Raw genomic sequence first — 17577 nt, 5'->3', positions numbered from 1 at the left:
ATGGCCGATCGGGCCCGCTCGGAGGATGCGGCGGTCCAGCAGCAGCTGGATCGCCTCGAGGCACTCGGCTTTCCGGGCGATACGCTCGGGCTCGATCGGATCCGCGCGCTGCTCGGCCGGCTCGGCCATCCGGAAGAGGCGCTGCCGCCCGTCTTCCATGTCGCGGGCACCAACGGCAAGGGATCGACCTGCGCCTTTCTCCGCGCCGCGATCGAGGCATCGGGCCAGACGGTGCATGTCTATACCAGCCCGCACCTGGTCCGCTTCAACGAGCGGATCCGGCTGGGCGGCCAGCTGATCGACGATGCCCGGCTCGCGGCCTATCTGCGCCGCGTGCTGGACGCGGCGGACGGGCAGAAGGCCAGCTTCTTCGAGGTCACCACCGCGGCCGCGCTACTCGCCTTTGCCGAGCATCCCGCCGATGCCTGCGTGATCGAGGTCGGGCTGGGCGGGCGGCTGGACGCCACCAATGTCATCCCCGCGCCCGCCGTGACCGGCATCGCCCAGCTGGCGCTCGACCATCAGGCCTTTCTGGGCGACACGCCGGCCCAGATCGCCGCCGAGAAGGCGGGCATCGCCAAGCCGCACGTGCCGCTCGTCACGCAGCGCTACGCCAGCGCCTCGGCGGAACGGATCGCGGCGGTGGCGGCGGCGGTGGACGCGCCCTGGCTGCCGCGCGGCGGCGCCTGGGATGCCGCCGCCGCGCGCGGTCAGCTCCGCTACCGCGACATGGCCGGCCGGCTGGACCTGCCCCTCCCCCGGCTGGCGGGCGCGCATCAGCTGCTCAATGCCGGGCTGGCGGTGGCGATGATCCGCCACCAGCGCAGCATCCACATTCCCGAGGCCGCGCTCAAGGCCGCGATGGGCTGGGCGGATTGGCCCGCGCGCATGCAGCGCCTCGCCGCCGGGCCGCTCCACGCGCTGCTGCCGCCCGGCGCCGATCTCTGGCTCGACGGCGGCCATAATCCCGCCGCCGCGCGCGCGGTGGCCGATCATCTGCGCGGCGCGGTGCCGGCCGGCCGGCCGCTGCACCTGGTAATGGGGCTGCTCGCCAACAAGGATGCGGCGGGCGTGCTGCATGCCTTTGCCGGGCGCCAGGCGATGGTGCACGCGGTGCCGGTGCCCGACCATCCCTATCACCCGCCGGCGGAACTCGCCGCCATGGCCAAGGGGCATGGCCTCGCCGCGCGCGCCGCGCCGGACGTGGCCGAGGCGCTGTCGTGGATCGGGCGCCATGCCGATCCTGCCGCCGCGCCCTATGTGCTGATCCTGGGATCGCTCTATCTGGCCGGCAGCGTGCTGGCGCAGAATAATCAGCCGCCTGGCTGAGGCGGCGGCGGCTCGGTGCCGGCCGAGCCGATCGAGCGCTCCACCAGCCCGGTGCGCACCATGTACCAGAAGAGCGCGATGCCGGGCAGCGCAATGACCGTGGTGAGCAGGTAGAAGCCGACATAGCCGAGCGCCTCGATGAGCGCGCCCGAGCTGGTGCCGGTGATGAGCCGCCCCACCAGGCTCGCCGCCGCCGAGATCAGCGCATATTGCGCGGCGGTGAAGCGCAGGTCGCACAGCGCGGAGAAATAGGCGACCACCGTCACCCCGCCGATGCCGCTGGCGCCATTCTCGAAGGCCATGGCGGCGGCCATGCCGGCATTGCTGTGGCCGACCGCCGCGAGCACCGCGAAGCCGAGATTGCTGATCGCCATCAGCCACAGGCTGATCAGCACCGAGCGCGTCAGCCCGACCCGGGCATAGAGAAGGCCGCCGATGAAGATGCCGATCAGATAGGCCCAGAAGCCCAGCCCCACGTCCCACAGCGCGATCTCGCCATTGCTATAGCCGAGATCGTTGAACAGCAGCCGCACCGCCAGCTGCGAGAGGGTATCGCCGATCTTGTGGACGAGGATGAAGGCGAGGACGAGCAGCGCGCCTTCGCGGCGGAAGAAATCGGCGAGCGGCGCCGCGATCGAGACCCACAGTTCCGCCAGACCCTTCTTGCGCGAGGGCGCATGGTGGCGCTGCGGCTCGCCCATCACCGCGCCGGTGAGCATGGCGGACAGCGCCAGCGCCGCGCACACGCCATAGCCCAGGCCCCAGCCGCCGCTGCCGGCGACCAGCAGCGCGATCGAACCCGCCAGCACCGAACCGATCCGCCAGCCATATTGGCTCATCCCCGCGCCGGGGCCGAGCTGTTCGGGGCTTAGCAGCTCGATGCGATAGGCATCGATCACGATATCGTAGGTGGCGCCGGCGATGCCGACCAGCACCGCCGCCCAGGCCGTCCGCGCGAGATCGGCGCGCGGATCGACCAGGCCGAGATGGATCACCGCCGCCATGGTGAGCGCACCCGCCAGCCACAGCCAGGTGACGCGCCGGCCGAAGCGCCGCGCGCCCGGCAGCGCGATGCCGTCCACCGCCCAAGCCCAGAGCCATTTGAGATTATAGGCGAGGATGGCGAGGCTGAAGGCGGTGACGGCCTTTTTGTCGATGCCATCCTGCGCCAGCCGCGTGGTCAGCGTCGCGCCGATCATGGCGAACGGAAAGCCCGAGGAAATACCGAGGAAAAATGCGGCCAGCGGCGCGGGTTCGGCATAGGGCCGCACGGCGGCGGGCAAGGCGGCGCGCCAGCCGGCGGCAATCGGGGTATCGCTCATCGCGGCTAGCCTATCGCCTTGCCGCGCGCCGGGAAAGCGGCTTACCGAAAGAGGGTGAGCGCGCGCGGCAGGCGGCGCGGCGCGGTGCCGGCGGCGCGTTCCAGCACCGCCTCGATCGCCTCGACCAGCTCGCGCTGCGCATAGGGCTTGGCGAGGCAGCCATAGGCGAAGCTCTGCGCCTCGGTCGGGCACTGGCCGGTGACGAGCAGCACCGGGATCCCGGCCTCGTGCGCGGCGCGCGCCACGTCGAGCCCCGATCCGCCGCCCGTCAGCCGCACGTCGGCGGTCACGCAGTCGATGCCGCCGACCGCGATCCGCGCCACCGCCTCGTCCACATTGTCCACCGTCGCCACCACGTCGAACCCGCGATCGACGAGGAAATGCTCATTGTCGAACGCGACAAGCGGTTCGTCCTCGACGATCAGGATGCGCTTGCCCGCGCTCCACTTGCCCCGCCCCAACCCAAACATGCGCCGCCGCCTCCGCGCCGCGCGCGTCCGGGCGGGACGCGACTCGCGGCTTGACCGACAGACGTTTGTCGCGGAAGGCGGTTCCCGGTTCCACCATTCGGAGTTTAGCGTGAGCGCCTCTCGCCGTCCGCCCCGTCGCGACCGGCGCGACGCCCCGCCCAAGCGCACCCGCTCCTCGGGCGGCGACGACGGCCCGCGCGACGGCGACGAAAGCCCGCGCGGCGGCGCGCGCGCCCCGTCCGGCGAGCGCCCCGCGCGCAAGGGCCGCGTGCCGCGTCAGCGCGCCGATGGCAGCCTCGCGGTGCGCCCGCGCGACGGCGAGCGCCCGAGCCGCACGCGCGCCCCGCGCGACGCGACGCCCGCCGCGCGCGACGGCGAGCGGCCTGCCCGCGCGCGGCCGTCCGGCGAACGCGCGCCGAGCGCGGACACGCGGCCGGCGCGCGCCGAGCGCGCGGCCACCGGCGCGGCACGGCCGGTCCGCGCGCGCGGCGAGGACGCCCGCGCCCCCCGCGCCGCGCGCGACGAGGCCGCCCCGCGCCCGCGCCGATCCCAGGCCCAGTCCGGCCCCGCCACTTGCCGCGACGGCGCCGCCGAGACGCGCGCGCCGCGCCCGCGTGGCGAACCCAGCCGCACCGCCCGCGACGCCGCCGGTACGCCTTCCTCCCCCGCGCGCGGCGGACGCCCCGCGTCGCAGGCCCACGCGCCAAGGCGCGATGCGGCGGATCCGGCGCCGCGTGCCCGCGCCGCGTCCGGACGGGCGGCACGGAGCGCGGCGACGCCCGCCGCCGGCACGCCCCGCGCCGCCGGCGCGGCGCCGCGCGGCAAGGCGCCCCGTCTGCGCGCCGATGGCAGCGCCGCGCTGCGCACCCCGCCTCCGGCCGAAGCGACCGCCCCCGCACCCGCCCGGCGTGGGCCGCCGCAGCGCATCGCCAAGCTGCTGGCGCGCGCGGGCGTCGCCTCGCGCCGCGAGATCGAACGCATGATCGGCGAGGGCCGGATCGCGCTGGACGGCGTGCCGCTCACAACCCCGGCGACGGTGCTGCCCTCGCTCCAGGGCGTGACGGTGGACGGCGCGGCCGTCGAGGCGGCGAGCCCGACGCGCCTCTTCCTGTTCCACAAGCCCACCGGGCTGCTCACCACCGAGCGCGATCCGCGCGGACGCCCCACCATCTATGATCGCCTGCCCGACGATCTCCCCCGGCTCATGCCCGTCGGGCGGCTCGACATGAACACCGAGGGGCTGCTGCTGCTCACCACCGATGGCGAGTTCAAGCGCCAGCTCGAATTGCCGCGCACCGGCGTGCCGCGCACCTATCGCGCCCGCGCCTATGGCGAGGTCAGCCAGGATCAGCTCGAACAGCTGATCGAGGGAATCGAGATCGACGGCATCCGCTATGGCGAGATCGACGCCAATCTCGAGCGCCGCACCGGCCGCAATGTGTGGATCGAGCTGCGGCTCGCCGAGGGCAAGAATCGCGAGGTGCGCCGGGTGCTCGAGCATCTCGGGCTGCAGGTCTCGCGGCTGATCCGCGTCGGCTACGGGCCCTTCGTGCTGGGCGATCTGCCGGCGGGCGCCGTGGGCGAGGTGCGCCAGCACGAACTCGTCGCCTTCCGCCAGACGCTGAAATGAGGATCATCGCGGGGCAATGGCGCGGGCGGCCGCTGGTGGCGCCCCGCAGCAGCGAGACCCGGCCCACCGCCGATCGCGCGCGCGAGGGGCTGTTCTCGATGCTGACCAGCCGCCTCGGCGCCTTTGACGGGCTGGCGGTGCTGGATCTCTTCGCCGGCACCGGCGCGCTCGGGCTCGAGGCGCTGTCGCGCGGCGCGGGCACCTGCCTGTTCGTGGAGCAGGATCGCGCCGCGCTCGCCGCGCTGCGCACCAATATCGAACGGCTCGGCGCCACCGGCACCGAGGTGAAGGCGCAATCCGTCACCACGCTCGGCCCCGCCGGCCGGGCGCATGATCTGGTCCTGCTCGATCCGCCCTATGCGATGCGGGCGGGCGTGCCCGTGCTGGAACGGCTCGCCCGGCTCGGCTGGCTGGCGCCCGGCGCGCTCGCCAGCGTGGAGAGCGGGCCGGGCGAGACGGTGCGGCCCGGCGGCTTCGTGGTGGAAGCGGAGCGACGCTATGGCGCCGCCCAGCTCACCCTGCTGCGCTACCAGCCACCCGCCTGATCACCGTCAGCGCAGCGTCACCTCCACGCCCGGTGCCTGATAGGCGGCGAGGCGCTGGACGGCATCGGCCTCCATCTCGCGGCGGCACCGCGCGCTGTCAGCCCGCATCGCGGGCGTGGCCGAGCCATTGTCGCACGCGCGCGCGCTGGCGCGCTTGAGCCGGTGGAAGAACAGCGCCCGATCGGCGGGGCGCCCGAGGTCGAGCCCGGCGACCTCGACGCGCGCCGTCACCGGCTCGCGCAGCTGGGCGAGAAGCGGCGTCGCCGGGGCGAGCGCCAGCGCGGCCGCAAGCGCGGCCGTGAACGTGGAACAAGTCATGTTGATCTCCTGCGATCCCTGCGCGCGCCGCACCGCCTGCTTGGGCGGCGACATCCGCCTCGCCGGCTCCCGCTAGCCGCAAATCGTTTCGGTTGCGGGACCAAGCCATGACGCGCGCGCGGCACGCCGCCGCCGCCGGGCTGCGCGCGGCCATTGCCTAGACGATCCACGTTCCCTACCTGTTCGGCGGTGAGCATGTCTTCGTCCCCCGCCCCCGCCCCCGCGGCCGAGCCCGGCTATCTTCAAGGCCTCAACCCGGCGCAGCGCGATGCGGTGCTGACCAGCGACGGCCCCGTGCTGGTGCTGGCCGGCGCCGGCACGGGCAAGACGGCGGCGCTCACCGCGCGGCTAGCGCATCTCATCGCGACGCGCCGCGCCTGGCCGTCGGAAATCCTCGCGGTCACCTTCACCAACAAGGCGGCGCGCGAGATGCGCGAGCGGGTCGGCCGCATTTTGGGCGAGGGCGCGGAGGCGCTGCCCTGGCTCGGCACCTTCCACGCCATCGCCGCCAAGATGCTGCGTCGCCATGCCGAACTGGTGGGGCTTCAGGCGAACTACACCATCCTCGACACGGACGATCAGCTGCGCCTGCTCAAGCAGCTGATCGTCGCCGCCGGGCTCGACGAGAAGCGCTGGACGGCGCGCGCGCTGGCCGGGCTGATCGATCGCTGGAAGAATCGCGGCTGGACGCCGCACGAGATCGACGCCGCCGAGAGCGAGGCCTTCGCCAATGGCCGCGGCGCCGAACTCTATGCCGCCTACCAGGCCCGGCTGGCGGCGGTGAACGCCTGCGATTTCGGCGATCTGCTGCTCCACATGCTGGTGATCCTGAAGCGCCACCGCGACGTGCTGGAGCTGTACCAGCAGCGCTTCCGCTACATCATGGTGGACGAGTATCAGGACACCAACGCCGCCCAATATCTCTGGCTGCGCCTGCTCGCGCAGAGCCACCGCAACATCTGCTGCGTCGGCGACGACGACCAGTCCATCTATTCATGGCGCGGCGCCGAAGTCGCCAACATTCTGCGGTTCGAGCATGATTTCCCGGGCGCCAAGACGGTCCGCCTGGAACAGAATTACCGCTCCACGCCGCACATCCTTGCCGCCGCCTCGGCGGTGATCGCGCACAATGATTCGCGGCTTGGCAAGGAATTGTGGACCGCGCTGGAAGCGGGCGAACGGATCGGCGTGATCGGCGTGTGGGACGGGCCGGAAGAGGCGCGCCGCGTCGGCGACGAGATCGAGGCGCTGCGCCGCGGCGGCGGCAGCTACGATCAGGCCGCGATCCTCGTGCGCGCCCAGCACCAGACGCGCGAGTTCGAGGATCGCTTCATCGCGATCGGCCTGCCCTATCGCATCGTGGGCGGCTTCCGCTTCTACGAGCGGGCCGAGATCCGCGACGCGCTGGCCTATCTCCGCATCGTCCACCAGCCGGCGGACGATCTCGCCTTCGAACGCATCGTCAACACGCCCAAGCGCGGCCTGGGCGACAAGGCGGTGGCGCGCATCCACCAGCTCGCCCGCGCCGAGCGCCTGCCGCTGCTGCTGGCGGCGGCGCGACTGTGCGATACCGACGAGCTGAGTGGCGCGGCGCGCAAGTCGCTCGGCCGGCTCGTGGGCGATGTGGCGCGCTGGCGCGATCTCTCGTCCAGCCTGCCCCATGCCGAATTGTGCCGCCAGATCCTCGATGAGAGCGGCTACACCGCCATGCTCCAGGCCGATCGCTCCGCCGAGAGCGGGGGCCGGCTCGAGAATCTCACCGAACTGGCGCGCGCCATGGAGGAATATGAGACGCTGGGCGGCTTTCTCGAGCATGTCAGCCTGGTGATGGACAATGACGCCGCCGAGTCCGGCGCCAAGGTCACGATCATGACGATCCATGCCGCCAAGGGCCTGGAATTCGATACCGTCTTCCTCGCCGGCTGGGAGGAGGGCCTATTCCCCTCGCAACGCGCGCTCGATGAGGGCGGCACCAAGAGCCTGGAGGAGGAGCGGCGGCTGGCCTATGTCGCCATCACCCGCGCGCGGCGGCGCTGCGTCATCCTGCACGCCGCCAATCGCCGCATCTACGGCCAATGGACCTCGTCCATCCCCTCGCGCTTCATCGGCGAGCTGCCCGACGACCATATCGACGCCGAGACGACGATGACGGGCGGCGAGTCCCTGTGGCGGGCGCAGTGGAGCGAGCAGACCGACCCCTTTGCCGATGTCGGGCGCGGCACCGGGCGCGGCCCCGGCTGGCAGCGCGCGGCGGCGCTGGGCGAGCCCGCCGCGCGCGCGGGCAATGGCGCGCGCGTGGTCGAGGTCCGCGCCTCCGCCGCCAGCTTCGCCGCCAAGCCGCGCGCGGACATGGCGCTGGGCCAGCGCGTCTTCCATTCCAAGTTCGGCTATGGCGCGATCCGCGCGATCGAAGGCAATAAGCTGGAGATCGAGTTCGAGCAGGCCGGCACCAAGCATGTGCTCGACAGCTTCGTGACGCCCGCCTGACGCCGGCCGCCGAACCTCCGCGCCGCCGGCGCGTTCAGCGCCCGCAATCGCCAGGAGATCATCATGCCGCGCATCACTGTCGAGGACGGCGTCTCGCTCTACTATAAGGATTGGGGCACGGGCCGGCCCGTCATCCTCATCCATGGCTGGCCGCTTCAGGCGGACAGCTGGGACGATATCGGTCATGCGCTGGTCGAGGCGGGGCACCGCGTCATCGCCTATGATCGCCGCGGCTTCGGCCGTTCCGATCAGCCCTGGGACGGCTATGACTATGATCGCCTCGCCGACGATCTCGCCGCCGTGATCGAGGCGACCGGGGTCGAGGACGCCGCGCTCGTCGGCTTCTCGATGGGCGGCGGCGAGGTGGTGCGCTATATGAGTCGCCACGGCGGCGCCCGGGTGAGCCGGGTGGCGCTGATCGCCTCGGTGGTACCGGGCCTGCTCAAATCCGCCTCAAACCCCGATGGCGCCGACGCCGCGCTGTTCGAGGGCATCAAGGCGGGGCTGCTGAAGGACCGGCCCAAATTCCTGGCGGACTTCTTCCCCGGCTTCTACGGCGCCGGCCTCTTGTCCAGCCCGGTGAGCAAGGAGGTGATCGCCTGGTCGGTGGCGATGGCGATGCAGGCCGGGCTGCGCCCGACGCTCGCCTGCGTCGATGCCTGGGGCCGCACCGATTTCGCGCCCGATCTGGCGGCGGTGACGGTGCCGACGCTGATCGTGCATGGCACCGCCGACGAGACCGTGCCGATCGACATCACCGCCCGCCGCGTCGCGCGCATCCTGCCCCATGCCCAGCTGGTGGAGGTGGAAGGCGGCCCGCACGGCCTGCCCGCCACGCACAAGGAGGCGATCGCGCAGGATCTGATCGCCTTCCTCGCCTGAAGCGCGGCTAGGCCGCCCGATAGACGGATGCGGTTGCCCGCAAGGGCGTGGCACGCTTAAGGATCACAGCATGGAAACGGCGCGCCACCCCTTCTTCTACCGCGATTACAGGCTCTATTGGGCGGGCCGGCTGATGTCGACGATCGCCTCGCTCTGCATGGTGATCGTCATCGGCTGGCAGGCCTATGACATCGCCCGGCGGACGATGGGCGTGGAGCGCGCCGCCTTCCAGCTGGGCTGGATCGGCGTGGCCCAGTTCCTGCCGCTGCTGCTGCTCACCCTCGTCACCGGCTGGACGGCCGATCGCGTCGACCGGCGCTGGATCGCGCGCGCCACCGCGCTGCTCGAGATCGGCTGCGCCGCGACGCTCGGGCTCATGGCGTGGCACCACAGCACCACCCTGCCGGCGCTCTTCGCCATCGCGGCGCTGCTCGGCGTGGCGCGCGCCTTCGCCGGGCCCGCGCTCGGCGCGCTCGCGCCCAATCTGGTGCCCGCCGCCACGCTGCCGACCGCGATCGCGCTGGGTTCGATCGCGTGGCAGGGCGGATCGGTGGTGGGCCCGGCGCTCGGCGGCTATCTCTATGCGCTGGCGGATTGGGTGCCCTATGCCGTGTCGACCGCGCTGTTCAGCGGCACGCTGCTGTGCCTGTTGGGGCTGCGGCCGCTGCCGCCGCGCGCCCGCGCCGCCGGCGTCAACCCTTGGGCGCAGATGGTGGAGGGGCTGCACTATGTGCGCCGCAACCGGCTGGTGCTCGGCGCCATCTCGCTGGATCTCTTCGCCGTGCTGCTGGGCGGGGCGACGGCGATGCTGCCCGTCTATGCGCGCGACGTGCTGCATGTGAACGCCGCCGGCCTCGGCGATCTGCGCGCCGCCCCCGCGCTCGGCTCGGCGCTCACCGCGCTGCTCTTCACGCTGCGGCCGCTGCGCCGCGATGTCGGCGTGAAGCTGCTCGGCGCGGTCGCCGTGTTCGGAATGGCGACGGTCGGTTTCGGCCTGTCGCGGTCGATGCCGCTCTCGCTCGCCTGCCTCGCCTTGCTCGGCGCGGCCGACATGGTGTCGGTCTATGTCCGCCAATCGCTGATCCAGCTCTGGACGCCGGACGCGATGCGCGGCCGGGTCGGCGCGGTCTCGTCGCTCTTCATCTCCGGCTCCAATGAGCTGGGCGAGGCCGAATCGGGCTTTCTCGCCGCGCTGATCGGCCCGGTGCCGGCGGTGGTGGCGGGGGGCATCGGCGCCATTCTGGTGGCGCTGCTGTGGAGCCGCTGGTTCCCCGAGATCCGCAAGGCCCGCGATTTCACGCCGCCACCCCGCCTCGATGAATATGATCTCAAGGAGAAAGCCGCATGAAAGCCGCCAGCATCTTGGAGACGATCGGCGCCACGCCGCACATCCGCTTCCAGCGCCTCTTCCCCGACCACGACGTGTGGATCAAGTCCGAGCGCGGCAATCCCGGCGGGTCGATCAAGGATCGCATCGCGCTGGCGATGATCGAGGCCGCCGAGCGCGACGGCCAGCTCGCCCCGGGCGGGACCATCATCGAGCCGACCAGCGGCAATACCGGCATCGGCCTCGCCATGGTCGCGGCGGTCAAGGGCTATAAGCTGATCCTGGTGATGCCCGAGAGCATGTCGCTGGAACGGCGCCGGCTGATGCTCGCCTATGGCGCCACCTTCGATCTCACCCCGCGCGAGAAGGGCATGAAGGGCGCGATCGAGCGGGCGCAGGAACTCGCCGCCGGCACGCCCGGCGCGTGGATCCCCCAGCAATTCGAGAATCCCGCCAATGTCGACGTGCATGTCCGCACCACCGCGCGCGAGATCCTCGCCGATTTCGCCGACACGCCGATCGATGCGCTGATCACCGGCGTGGGCACCGGCGGCCATATCACCGGCGCCGCCGAGGTGCTGAAGCGCGAATGGCCGGGCCTCAAGGTGTTCGCCGTGGAGCCCACCCTCTCGCCGGTGATCTCGGGCGGCCAGCCCGGGCCGCACCCGATCCAGGGGATCGGCGCCGGCTTCGTCCCCGCCAATCTCCACACCCAGCTGCTGGATGGCGTGATCCAGGTCGAGCCCGCCGATGCCAAGGCGTTCGCGCTGCGCTCGGCGCGCGAGGAAGGCGTGCTGGTTGGCATCTCCTCGGGCGCGACTCTGGCCGCAATCAGCCAGAAAGCGGCCGAACTCGGCGCCGGCGCGCGCATTCTCGGCTTCAATTACGACACGGGCGAGCGGTATCTCTCGGTGCCGGACTTCCTTCCCGAGGCCTGAACCCAAGCCGGAGCGGGGCTGAACGGCGGACAACGCGCCGCTCAGCCCCGGCTCAGCCGAAAGGCGCCATCATCGCGGCTCGCTTCAAGGGAGTTAGCATGATGCGTTCGATCCTCGCCTTCGCCATGGCGGCCAGCGTCGCCACCACCTTGCCCGTCGCCGCCGTCGAGGCCGCGCCGTGGCGTCCGCTCGCCGCGCGCCAGGCGCAGATCGACCGGCGGATCGACCAGGGCGTGCGCACCGGCGCACTGACCCGCGCGGAAGCGGGCCAGTTGCGGGCGCGCTTCGTGCGGCTGACGCGGCTGGAGCGCGATTATCGCCGCTCGGGCGGCCTTTCCCCGCGCGAGCGCGCCGATCTGGATCGCCGCTATGATGCGCTGTCCGCCGCGGTGGCGGCGCAGGCGCATGATCGCCACCGTCGCTGACGCCTGAAGGCGGCGCCGGCGCGGGGCTTTTCAGCCCGCCTCGGCGTCCGCCGCCTGGACCCGCGCGACGAACTCGGTCAGCTCGGCGATCGCCGCGTCGAGATCGTCGCGTTGCTGGCGCAGCTGGGCGATGCGCGCGGTGCATTTGTCGATCGTGACGCGCCGCTGCGCCCGCCGCCCGTCGCCGACGTCATAAAGGTCGATCATCTCGCGCACATCGGCGAGGCTGAAGCCGACGCGCTTGGCGCGCAGGATCCAGGCCAAGCGCGCACGATCCCGGCGCGAATAGATGCGCATCTGCCCCACGCGCTGCGGGGTGAGCAGCGCCTCATCCTCGTAGAAGCGCAGGGCGCGCGGGGTGACGCCGAATTCCTCGGCGAGATCGCCGATCGAATAATGGTCGCGATTCCGCGCATCGGGAGTGTCGAGCATGGCGCCGTTGGACATGCTCCGGCTTCTACCTTCCGCTTACGTCAACCGCAATCGGATCGCCGGCGACGAGCGTGCCGTCCTCCGCGATGCGCCGGTAGAAGCAGCTGCGCGCGCCGGTGTGGCACGCCGGACCAGCGGGCTCGACGATGAGCCAGATCGCGTCCTGGTCGCAATCCACCCGCGCCTCGCGCACCCGCAGCACATGGCCCGATGTCTCGCCCTTCTTCCACAGCCGCGCGCGCGAACGGGACCAGAAATGCGCCTCGCCGCTCGCCAGCGTCGCCGCCAGCGCCGTTTCGTTCATATGGGCGAGCATCAACACCTCGCCGGTGCGCGCGTCGGTGGCGACGGCGGTGACGAGCCCGTGCGCATCGTAGCGCGGGGTCAGGCGGGTGCTGGTCTCGGCGGTGGCGTCCATAGTGTCTCGCTATCGTCATAGAGAGGGGGCGACAAGCGCGCGGTCGCGCCCTATATGCCCGGCCGTTCCCGCTGCCCATCGCCCACCGGAGCCGCCATGCTGACAACCCATCCTTTCGACGATGACAAGCTGCGCGAGGAGTGCGGCGTGTTCGGCATCTGGGGCGGCGATACGGCGGCGGCCGTGGTGGCGCTCGGCCTGCATGCGCTCCAGCATCGCGGGCAGGAAGCGGCGGGCATCTCCAGCTGGGACGGGCACCAGTTCCACACGCAGCGCGCGATGGGCCATGTCGCCGGCAATTTCGATCGCGACGATGTGATCCGCCGCCTGCCGGGCCGCGTCGCCTGCGGCCATGTCCGCTACGCCACCACCGGCGACACCGCGCTGCGCAACGTCCAGCCGCTCTTCGCCGAGCTTGTCTCGGGCGGCTTTGCCGTGGCGCATAACGGCAACATCTCCAACGCCATGCACCTGCGGCGCCAGCTCGTGCGGCGGGGCGCCATCTTCCAGTCGACCAGCGACACCGAGGTCATCATCCACCTCGTCGCCACCTCCGCCTATCGCACGCTGCTCGATCGCTTCATCGATGCGCTCAAGCAGATCGAGGGCGCCTACAGCCTGGTCTGCCTGACGCCCGAGGGCATGATCGCCTGCCGCGATCCGCTCGGCATCCGCCCGCTCGTCATGGGCCGGGTGGGCGATGCCTATATCTTCGCGTCGGAAACGGTCGCGCTCGATATGGTGGGCGCCAGCTTCATCCGCTCGGTCGAGCCCGGCGAGATCGTGATCGTCTCGGAAAAGGGGCTGCGCTCGCACCGCCCCTTCGCACCGGTGCCGCCGCGCCCCTGCATCTTCGAGCATGTCTATTTCTCGCGCCCCGATTCGATCGTCGACGGGACCAGCGTCTATTCCGTGCGCAAGCGGATCGGCGCCGAGCTTGCGGCCGAGAACCCCGTGGATGCCGATTATGTCATCCCCGTCCCCGATTCGGGCACGCCGGCGGCGATCGGCTATGCGCAGCAGAGCGGCCTGCCGTTCGAGCTGGGGATCATTCGCTCGCATTATGTGGGCCGCACCTTCATCCAGCCCGGCGACGGCATCCGCCATCTCGGCGTGAAGCTGAAGCACAATGCCAATCGCGCGCTGATCGACGGCAAGCGGCTGGTGCTGATCGACGATTCGATCGTCCGCGGGACGACCAGCCTCAAGATCGTGCAGATGCTGCGCGATGCCGGCGCGCGCGAGGTGCATATGCGCATCGCCTCGCCGCCGACGCGGCACAGCTGCTTCTACGGGGTGGACACGCCCGAGCGCGCCAAGCTGCTGGCGGCGCAGATGTCGGTCGCGGAAATGGCCGATTACATCAAGGTCGATAGCCTGGCCTTCCTGTCGATCGACGGGTTGTACCGCGCGCTGGGCGAGGAAAGCCGCGATGCCGAGCGGCCGCAGCATTGCGACGCCTGCTTCACCGGCGACTATCCGACCCACCTGACCGATCAGGAGGAAGTCGCCCCGGCCGATCAGCTTTCGCTGCTCGGCGAGCGCGCCGCCTGAGCCCCGCCATGGCCGATCCGCTGTTCGCCGGCCGGCTCGCGCTCGTCACGGGCGCGAGCCGGGGCATCGGTGCCGCCACCGCCGAGGCGCTGGCCGCCGCCGGCGCCCATGTCGTGCTCACCGGCCGCACCGCCGGCGGGCTGGAGGAAGTCGAGGCGCGCATCCACGAGGCGGGCGGCACCGCGACCATCGCCCCGCTCGACCTGGTGGAAGGCGACTCGATCGCGCGCCTCGCCGAGGCGATCGGCCAGCGCTGGCCGGCGCTGGACATTCTCGTGCTCAACGCCGGCACGCTCGGCACGCTCACCCCGGTCACGGCGATCGACGGCCAGGAATTCAACCGGCTGCTCACGCTCAACCTGCTCGCCAACCAAGCGCTGCTGGCCAATTTCGACCGGCTGCTCAAGGCGTCGCCGGCGGCGCGGGTGATCGCGCTCACCTCGAGCGTCGGCGCGCGGCCGCGCGCCTATTGGGGCGCCTATGGCGCCTCCAAGGCGGCGCTCGAGACGCTGGTGCTGAGCTACGCGGACGAGGTCGCCAATATCGCGCCGATCCGCGTCGCGATCGTCGATCCCGGCGCCACCGCGACGCGGATGCGCGCCGCCGCCTTCCCGGGCGAGGATCCCAAGACGATCAAGCCGCCGGCCGCCGTGGCGGCGGCGATCGTGCGGCTGCTCGACACCGATTTCGAGACCGGCCACCGCATCCGCGTCGAGGCCTGACCGGACTTCTGCGCGCGATGCCCGTGACGCTGCGCCTCGCCCGCGTCACGGACGCCGATCCCGGCCGCGGCCGCGTGCCGGCGCGCATCTACGATATTCTGGATGCCGAAGGCGTGGCGGTCGGCACCATCCAGCTGCGGCTGGCGCCGCTGGAGCCTCTGCTCCGCTATGGCGGGCAGGTCGGCTATGAGGTGGCGGAAGCGCATCGCGGCCAGGGCCATGCCTGCGCCGCGCTGCAGGCGCTCGTCCCGATCGCGCGCGCGGCGGGCCTGGAGAGCCTGTGGATCACCTGCCGCCCCGACAATATCGCCTCGCGCCGCACGCTCGAGCGCGCCGGCGCGGCGCTGGAGGCGATGGTGACGCCGCCGCCCGGCAGCGACCTTCATGCACGCGGCGATCGGCTGATGTGCCGCTACCGGCTCGCGCTCACGCCTTGACGCGACGATAGGCGGCGAGCGCGCGCGCGCGGGCCTCGCGATGGTCGACGATCTTGGCGGGATAGTCGGCGGGCCGGCAGCCTTGGGCATCGGGATCGTGGATCGCCGCATCGGGCAGATCCTTCAGCTCGGGCACCCAGCGGCGGATATAGTCTCCGGCCGCGAACTTCTCGCTCTGGCCGAGCGGCGCCATGATGCGGCTGAACATGTTGGCGTCGACGCCGCTGCCGGCGATCCACTGCCAATTGACGGAATTATTGCCGTAGTCGGCATCGACCAGACAATCCCAGAACCAGCGCTCGCCGGCGCGCCAGTCGATCAGCAGATGCTTCACCAGGAAGCTGGCGGTGATCATCCGCACCCGGTTGTGCATCCAGCCCAGGGTCCAGAGCTGGCGCATGCCGGCATCGACGATGGGATAGCCGGTTCGCCCCTGCTGCCAGGCGCGCAGCTCGGCGGGCGCCTTGCGCCACGGCAGCGCATCAAAGGCGGGGCGGCCATTCTTGTCCGCATAGTCGGGAAATTGACGGATGATGCCCTGGGTGAAATCGCGCCAGCCCAGCTCGCCCAGAAAGGTGCCGGCGTCGCGCTGCGCCTTCGCCACTTGGTGCCACACGCGCGCGGGCGAGATCTCGCCAAAGTGCAGGTGCGGCGAAAGGCGCGACGTGCCCTGCTCGGCGGGCAGATTGCGGTGCTCGCCATAGTCGCCCGCCGCCTCGACGAACGCCTCGAGCGCCTCGTGCGCCGCCGCCTCGCCCGGCGTCCAGTCGAACCCCTTGGCCCAGTTCGGCTTGGTCGGCAGAAGCGCCCAGGCGGCGAGGCGATCGCTCTTGGGCCAGCGCGCGGGGGCGGCGAGCGTCCTGGGCGCCGGCAGCGGCGCGGGCGGCGGCATATGCTGCTGCAGCGCGCGCCAGAAGGGCGTGTAGATGCGGAAGGGCTTGCCCGCGCCGGTGGTGATGGTGGCCGGCGGCGCCAGCTGGTTGCCATCGTGCAGGCAAAGATCCAGCCGCTCGGCGAGCGCCTGCTCCGCCGCCTGCCACCAGGGTTCGTAATGGCGGATCGCGTGGATCGCGCGCGTGCCCAGTTCCTCGGCGAGGCCGGCAAGCACGTCCACGCACGCGCCGCGCCGCAGGATCAGCCGCGCGCCGCGCGCGTGCAGCGCGGCGTCGAGCGCGGCGAGGCTGTGGTGCAGCCACCAGCGCGAGGCGCCGCCCATCGCCCAGGCGCCTGGCGCGTCGTCATCCAGCACATAGACCGGGACGACCGGCCCCGCCTCGGCGGCGGCGGCAAGCGCGGCCTGGTCTTCGAGGCGGAGATCCTGGCGCAGCCAGACGATTTGGGGTTCGGCCATGGCCCTCCTACGCGCCGCCCGGCCGCGCGTTCCCGAAGGCCTCGTTGGCGGCGGCGCAGGCGCGGATCGAGGCGGCGTGGCGGCGCGCCACCGCCCAGCCATCCTGGCCATAGCCGCCGCCCAGCGCGCTCGCGACGGGCACGCCGCGTTCGCGCGCCGTCCGCACCACCAGGCGATCGCGCGCCGCGAGCCCGGCATCGGTGAGCGCCAGCCGCCCCAGCCGGTCCGCCGCGTGCGGATCGACGCCGGCCTGGTACAGGATGAGATCGGGCACGGCCGCGTCGAGCAGAGGCGGCAAGGCCGCTTCCAGCCGCGCCAGATAGCCGTCGTCGTCGAGCCCGTCGGGCAGGCCGATATCGAGATCGGACTGCGCCTTGCGCGCGGGGAAATTCTTCTCGGCGTGCATGGAGAAGGTGATGATGTCCTCGCGCCCGGCGGTGAGCGCGGCGGTGCCGTCGCCCTGGTGGACGTCGAGATCGACGATCAGCACCCGCCGCACGCGGCCCTCCGCGATCAGCCGGTGGGCGGCGAGCGCGAGATCGTTGAACACGCAATAGCCCGCGCCGGTATCGTAAAGGGCGTGATGGCTGCCGCCCGCGCCGTTGGCGGCATAGCCGTGGCGCAGCGCCAGAAGCGCGGCGAGCCAGGTGCCGCCCGGCGCCAGCGTGGCGCGCCGCGCGATATGCGGGGTGATGGGGAAACCGATCCGGCGCGCCTTGTCCGGCGGCACCGCCGCCGCCAGCACCTGGGCGACATAGTCGGGATCGTGCACCGCCTCGAGCCAAACGCGCGGCATCGGCGCCGGCACATGCACCTCATAGCCGGTGCCGGCCTCGTCCAGCGCGGCCATCAGCCGACTATACTTATCGAAGCGGAAGCCGCTGCCCGGCGGCGCGGGCGCGACATAATCGGGATGATGGACGATGTGCAGCACCAACTCTCCTTTCGCGGGCGCTCTGCCGCCTTCCGCCTCGACACCACCCCCTGCGC

Annotated in this window: 18 protein-coding genes; 11 read left to right on the top strand and 7 right to left on the bottom strand. The window is 71.8% G+C overall.

Annotated features, from left to right (window positions below):
- Complete coding sequence (locus tag LHA26_RS12810) at positions 1–1329, top strand: bifunctional folylpolyglutamate synthase/dihydrofolate synthase (RefSeq protein WP_252165990.1); 1329 nt, start codon at positions 1–3, stop codon at positions 1327–1329.
- Here LHA26_RS12810 and LHA26_RS12805 read toward each other — a convergent pair.
- Together LHA26_RS12805 and LHA26_RS12800 are read right to left on the bottom strand one after the other, a co-directional pair.
- Entirely contained in the window at positions 1314–2651 is a 1338-nt protein-coding gene (locus LHA26_RS12805) for an MFS transporter (protein ID WP_252165989.1), read from the bottom strand. The two genes, LHA26_RS12810 and LHA26_RS12805, sit on opposite strands and share 16 nt — an antisense overlap.
- 41 nt (positions 2652–2692) lie before the next feature.
- Positions 2693–3121, bottom strand: a complete 429-nt coding sequence (locus tag LHA26_RS12800; protein ID WP_252165988.1) for a response regulator — start codon at positions 3119–3121, stop codon at positions 2693–2695.
- A gap of 109 nt (positions 3122–3230) precedes the next feature.
- Between LHA26_RS12800 and LHA26_RS12795 the strand changes: the two genes are divergently transcribed.
- Both LHA26_RS12795 and rsmD read left to right on the top strand, forming a co-directional pair.
- Entirely contained in the window at positions 3231–4751 is a 1521-nt protein-coding gene (locus LHA26_RS12795) for a pseudouridine synthase (RefSeq protein WP_252165987.1), read from the top strand.
- Positions 4748–5296: a 16S rRNA (guanine(966)-N(2))-methyltransferase RsmD gene (gene rsmD / locus LHA26_RS12790; RefSeq protein WP_252165986.1), complete on the top strand. Its 549-nt coding sequence runs from the start codon at positions 4748–4750 to the stop codon at positions 5294–5296. Before LHA26_RS12795 ends, rsmD begins: the two co-directional genes overlap by 4 nt.
- 6 nt (positions 5297–5302) lie before the next feature.
- Here the strand turns inward: rsmD and LHA26_RS12785 are convergent, their stop codons facing one another.
- Positions 5303–5668 (bottom strand): UrcA family protein, encoded by a 366-nt coding sequence (locus tag LHA26_RS12785; protein ID WP_252165985.1) that lies wholly within the window; start codon positions 5666–5668, stop codon positions 5303–5305.
- A 141-nt stretch (positions 5669–5809) separates the two neighbouring features.
- On the opposite strand from LHA26_RS12785, the gene LHA26_RS12780 reads away from it, so the two are divergent.
- The 5 genes from LHA26_RS12780 to LHA26_RS12760 all read left to right on the top strand — a co-directional run bounded on the left by LHA26_RS12780 (position 5810) and on the right by LHA26_RS12760 (position 11673).
- On the top strand, positions 5810–8101 hold the full coding sequence (locus tag LHA26_RS12780; RefSeq protein WP_252165984.1) for an ATP-dependent helicase: 2292 nt from the start codon (positions 5810–5812) through the stop codon (positions 8099–8101).
- Positions 8102–8164: 63 nt separating this feature from the next.
- Positions 8165–8983 carry an alpha/beta fold hydrolase gene (locus tag LHA26_RS12775; protein ID WP_252165983.1) on the top strand — a complete coding sequence of 273 codons (819 nt, stop codon included), beginning with the start codon at positions 8165–8167 and terminating at the stop codon, positions 8981–8983.
- A 70-nt stretch (positions 8984–9053) separates the two neighbouring features.
- A complete protein-coding gene (locus tag LHA26_RS12770) occupies positions 9054–10331 on the top strand; it encodes an MFS transporter (protein WP_252165982.1) in 1278 nt (425 codons plus the stop codon).
- Entirely contained in the window at positions 10328–11248 is a 921-nt protein-coding gene (cysK, locus tag LHA26_RS12765; protein WP_252165981.1) for a cysteine synthase A, read from the top strand. The genes LHA26_RS12770 and cysK overlap by 4 nt, the downstream gene beginning before the upstream one ends.
- A gap of 98 nt (positions 11249–11346) precedes the next feature.
- Positions 11347–11673, top strand: coding sequence for a hypothetical protein (locus LHA26_RS12760; protein WP_252165980.1), 327 nt, complete (start codon positions 11347–11349; stop codon positions 11671–11673).
- Positions 11674–11703: 30 nt separating this feature from the next.
- Here LHA26_RS12760 and LHA26_RS12755 read toward each other — a convergent pair whose 3' ends face one another.
- Both LHA26_RS12755 and hisI read right to left on the bottom strand, forming a co-directional pair.
- A complete protein-coding gene (locus tag LHA26_RS12755; protein WP_252165979.1) occupies positions 11704–12120 on the bottom strand; it encodes a MerR family transcriptional regulator in 417 nt (138 codons plus the stop codon).
- 10 nt (positions 12121–12130) lie between these two features.
- Entirely contained in the window at positions 12131–12523 is a 393-nt protein-coding gene (gene hisI, locus LHA26_RS12750; RefSeq protein WP_252165978.1) for a phosphoribosyl-AMP cyclohydrolase, read from the bottom strand.
- 96 nt (positions 12524–12619) lie between these two features.
- Between hisI and purF the strand changes: the two genes are divergently transcribed.
- The 3 genes from purF to LHA26_RS12735 are packed head-to-tail and all read left to right on the top strand — an operon-like array spanning position 12620 to position 15236.
- Positions 12620–14077 carry an amidophosphoribosyltransferase gene (gene purF / locus LHA26_RS12745; RefSeq protein ID WP_252165977.1) on the top strand — a complete coding sequence of 486 codons (1458 nt, stop codon included), beginning with the start codon at positions 12620–12622 and terminating at the stop codon, positions 14075–14077.
- A gap of 8 nt (positions 14078–14085) precedes the next feature.
- On the top strand, positions 14086–14799 hold the full coding sequence (locus tag LHA26_RS12740; RefSeq protein WP_252165976.1) for an SDR family NAD(P)-dependent oxidoreductase: 714 nt from the start codon (positions 14086–14088) through the stop codon (positions 14797–14799).
- 17 nt (positions 14800–14816) lie between these two features.
- Entirely contained in the window at positions 14817–15236 is a 420-nt protein-coding gene (locus tag LHA26_RS12735; protein WP_252165975.1) for a GNAT family N-acetyltransferase, read from the top strand.
- Here the strand turns inward: LHA26_RS12735 and LHA26_RS12730 are convergent.
- Both LHA26_RS12730 and LHA26_RS12725 read right to left on the bottom strand, forming a co-directional pair.
- Positions 15226–16587, bottom strand: coding sequence for a cryptochrome/photolyase family protein (locus tag LHA26_RS12730; RefSeq protein WP_252165974.1), 1362 nt, complete (start codon positions 16585–16587; stop codon positions 15226–15228). The two genes, LHA26_RS12735 and LHA26_RS12730, sit on opposite strands and share 11 nt — an antisense overlap.
- A gap of 7 nt (positions 16588–16594) precedes the next feature.
- On the bottom strand, positions 16595–17521 hold the full coding sequence (locus LHA26_RS12725; RefSeq protein ID WP_252165973.1) for a histone deacetylase family protein: 927 nt from the start codon (positions 17519–17521) through the stop codon (positions 16595–16597).
- Between the last annotated feature and the right edge of the window lie 56 nt (positions 17522–17577).

This window comes from Sphingomonas morindae (genome assembly GCF_023822065.1).
Classification (GTDB): Bacteria; Pseudomonadota; Alphaproteobacteria; order Sphingomonadales; family Sphingomonadaceae; genus Solisphingomonas; species Solisphingomonas morindae.
Note: the sequence above shows the minus strand (reverse complement) of the source record. Positions and strands in the feature narration are given on the sequence as shown.

What these genes read in the sequence shown, in the direction of transcription:
- LHA26_RS12810 (WP_252165990.1), top strand. Translation starts at nt 1, where the DNA reads ATGGCCGATCGGGCCCGCTCGGAGGATGCGGCGGTCCAGCAGCAGCTG.
- LHA26_RS12805 (WP_252165989.1), bottom strand. Translation starts at nt 2,651, where the DNA reads ATGAGCGATACCCCGATTGCCGCCGGCTGGCGCGCCGCCTTGCCCGCC.
- LHA26_RS12800 (WP_252165988.1), bottom strand. Translation starts at nt 3,121, where the DNA reads ATGTTTGGGTTGGGGCGGGGCAAGTGGAGCGCGGGCAAGCGCATCCTG.
- rsmD (WP_252165986.1), top strand. Translation starts at nt 4,748, where the DNA reads ATGAGGATCATCGCGGGGCAATGGCGCGGGCGGCCGCTGGTGGCGCCC.
- LHA26_RS12785 (WP_252165985.1), bottom strand. Translation starts at nt 5,668, where the DNA reads ATGTCGCCGCCCAAGCAGGCGGTGCGGCGCGCGCAGGGATCGCAGGAG.
- LHA26_RS12780 (WP_252165984.1), top strand. Translation starts at nt 5,810, where the DNA reads ATGTCTTCGTCCCCCGCCCCCGCCCCCGCGGCCGAGCCCGGCTATCTT.
- LHA26_RS12775 (WP_252165983.1), top strand. Translation starts at nt 8,165, where the DNA reads ATGCCGCGCATCACTGTCGAGGACGGCGTCTCGCTCTACTATAAGGAT.
- LHA26_RS12770 (WP_252165982.1), top strand. Translation starts at nt 9,054, where the DNA reads ATGGAAACGGCGCGCCACCCCTTCTTCTACCGCGATTACAGGCTCTAT.
- cysK (WP_252165981.1), top strand. Translation starts at nt 10,328, where the DNA reads ATGAAAGCCGCCAGCATCTTGGAGACGATCGGCGCCACGCCGCACATC.
- LHA26_RS12760 (WP_252165980.1), top strand. Translation starts at nt 11,347, where the DNA reads ATGATGCGTTCGATCCTCGCCTTCGCCATGGCGGCCAGCGTCGCCACC.
- LHA26_RS12755 (WP_252165979.1), bottom strand. Translation starts at nt 12,120, where the DNA reads ATGTCCAACGGCGCCATGCTCGACACTCCCGATGCGCGGAATCGCGAC.
- hisI (WP_252165978.1), bottom strand. Translation starts at nt 12,523, where the DNA reads ATGGACGCCACCGCCGAGACCAGCACCCGCCTGACCCCGCGCTACGAT.
- purF (WP_252165977.1), top strand. Translation starts at nt 12,620, where the DNA reads ATGCTGACAACCCATCCTTTCGACGATGACAAGCTGCGCGAGGAGTGC.
- LHA26_RS12740 (WP_252165976.1), top strand. Translation starts at nt 14,086, where the DNA reads ATGGCCGATCCGCTGTTCGCCGGCCGGCTCGCGCTCGTCACGGGCGCG.
- LHA26_RS12735 (WP_252165975.1), top strand. Translation starts at nt 14,817, where the DNA reads ATGCCCGTGACGCTGCGCCTCGCCCGCGTCACGGACGCCGATCCCGGC.
- LHA26_RS12730 (WP_252165974.1), bottom strand. Translation starts at nt 16,587, where the DNA reads ATGGCCGAACCCCAAATCGTCTGGCTGCGCCAGGATCTCCGCCTCGAA.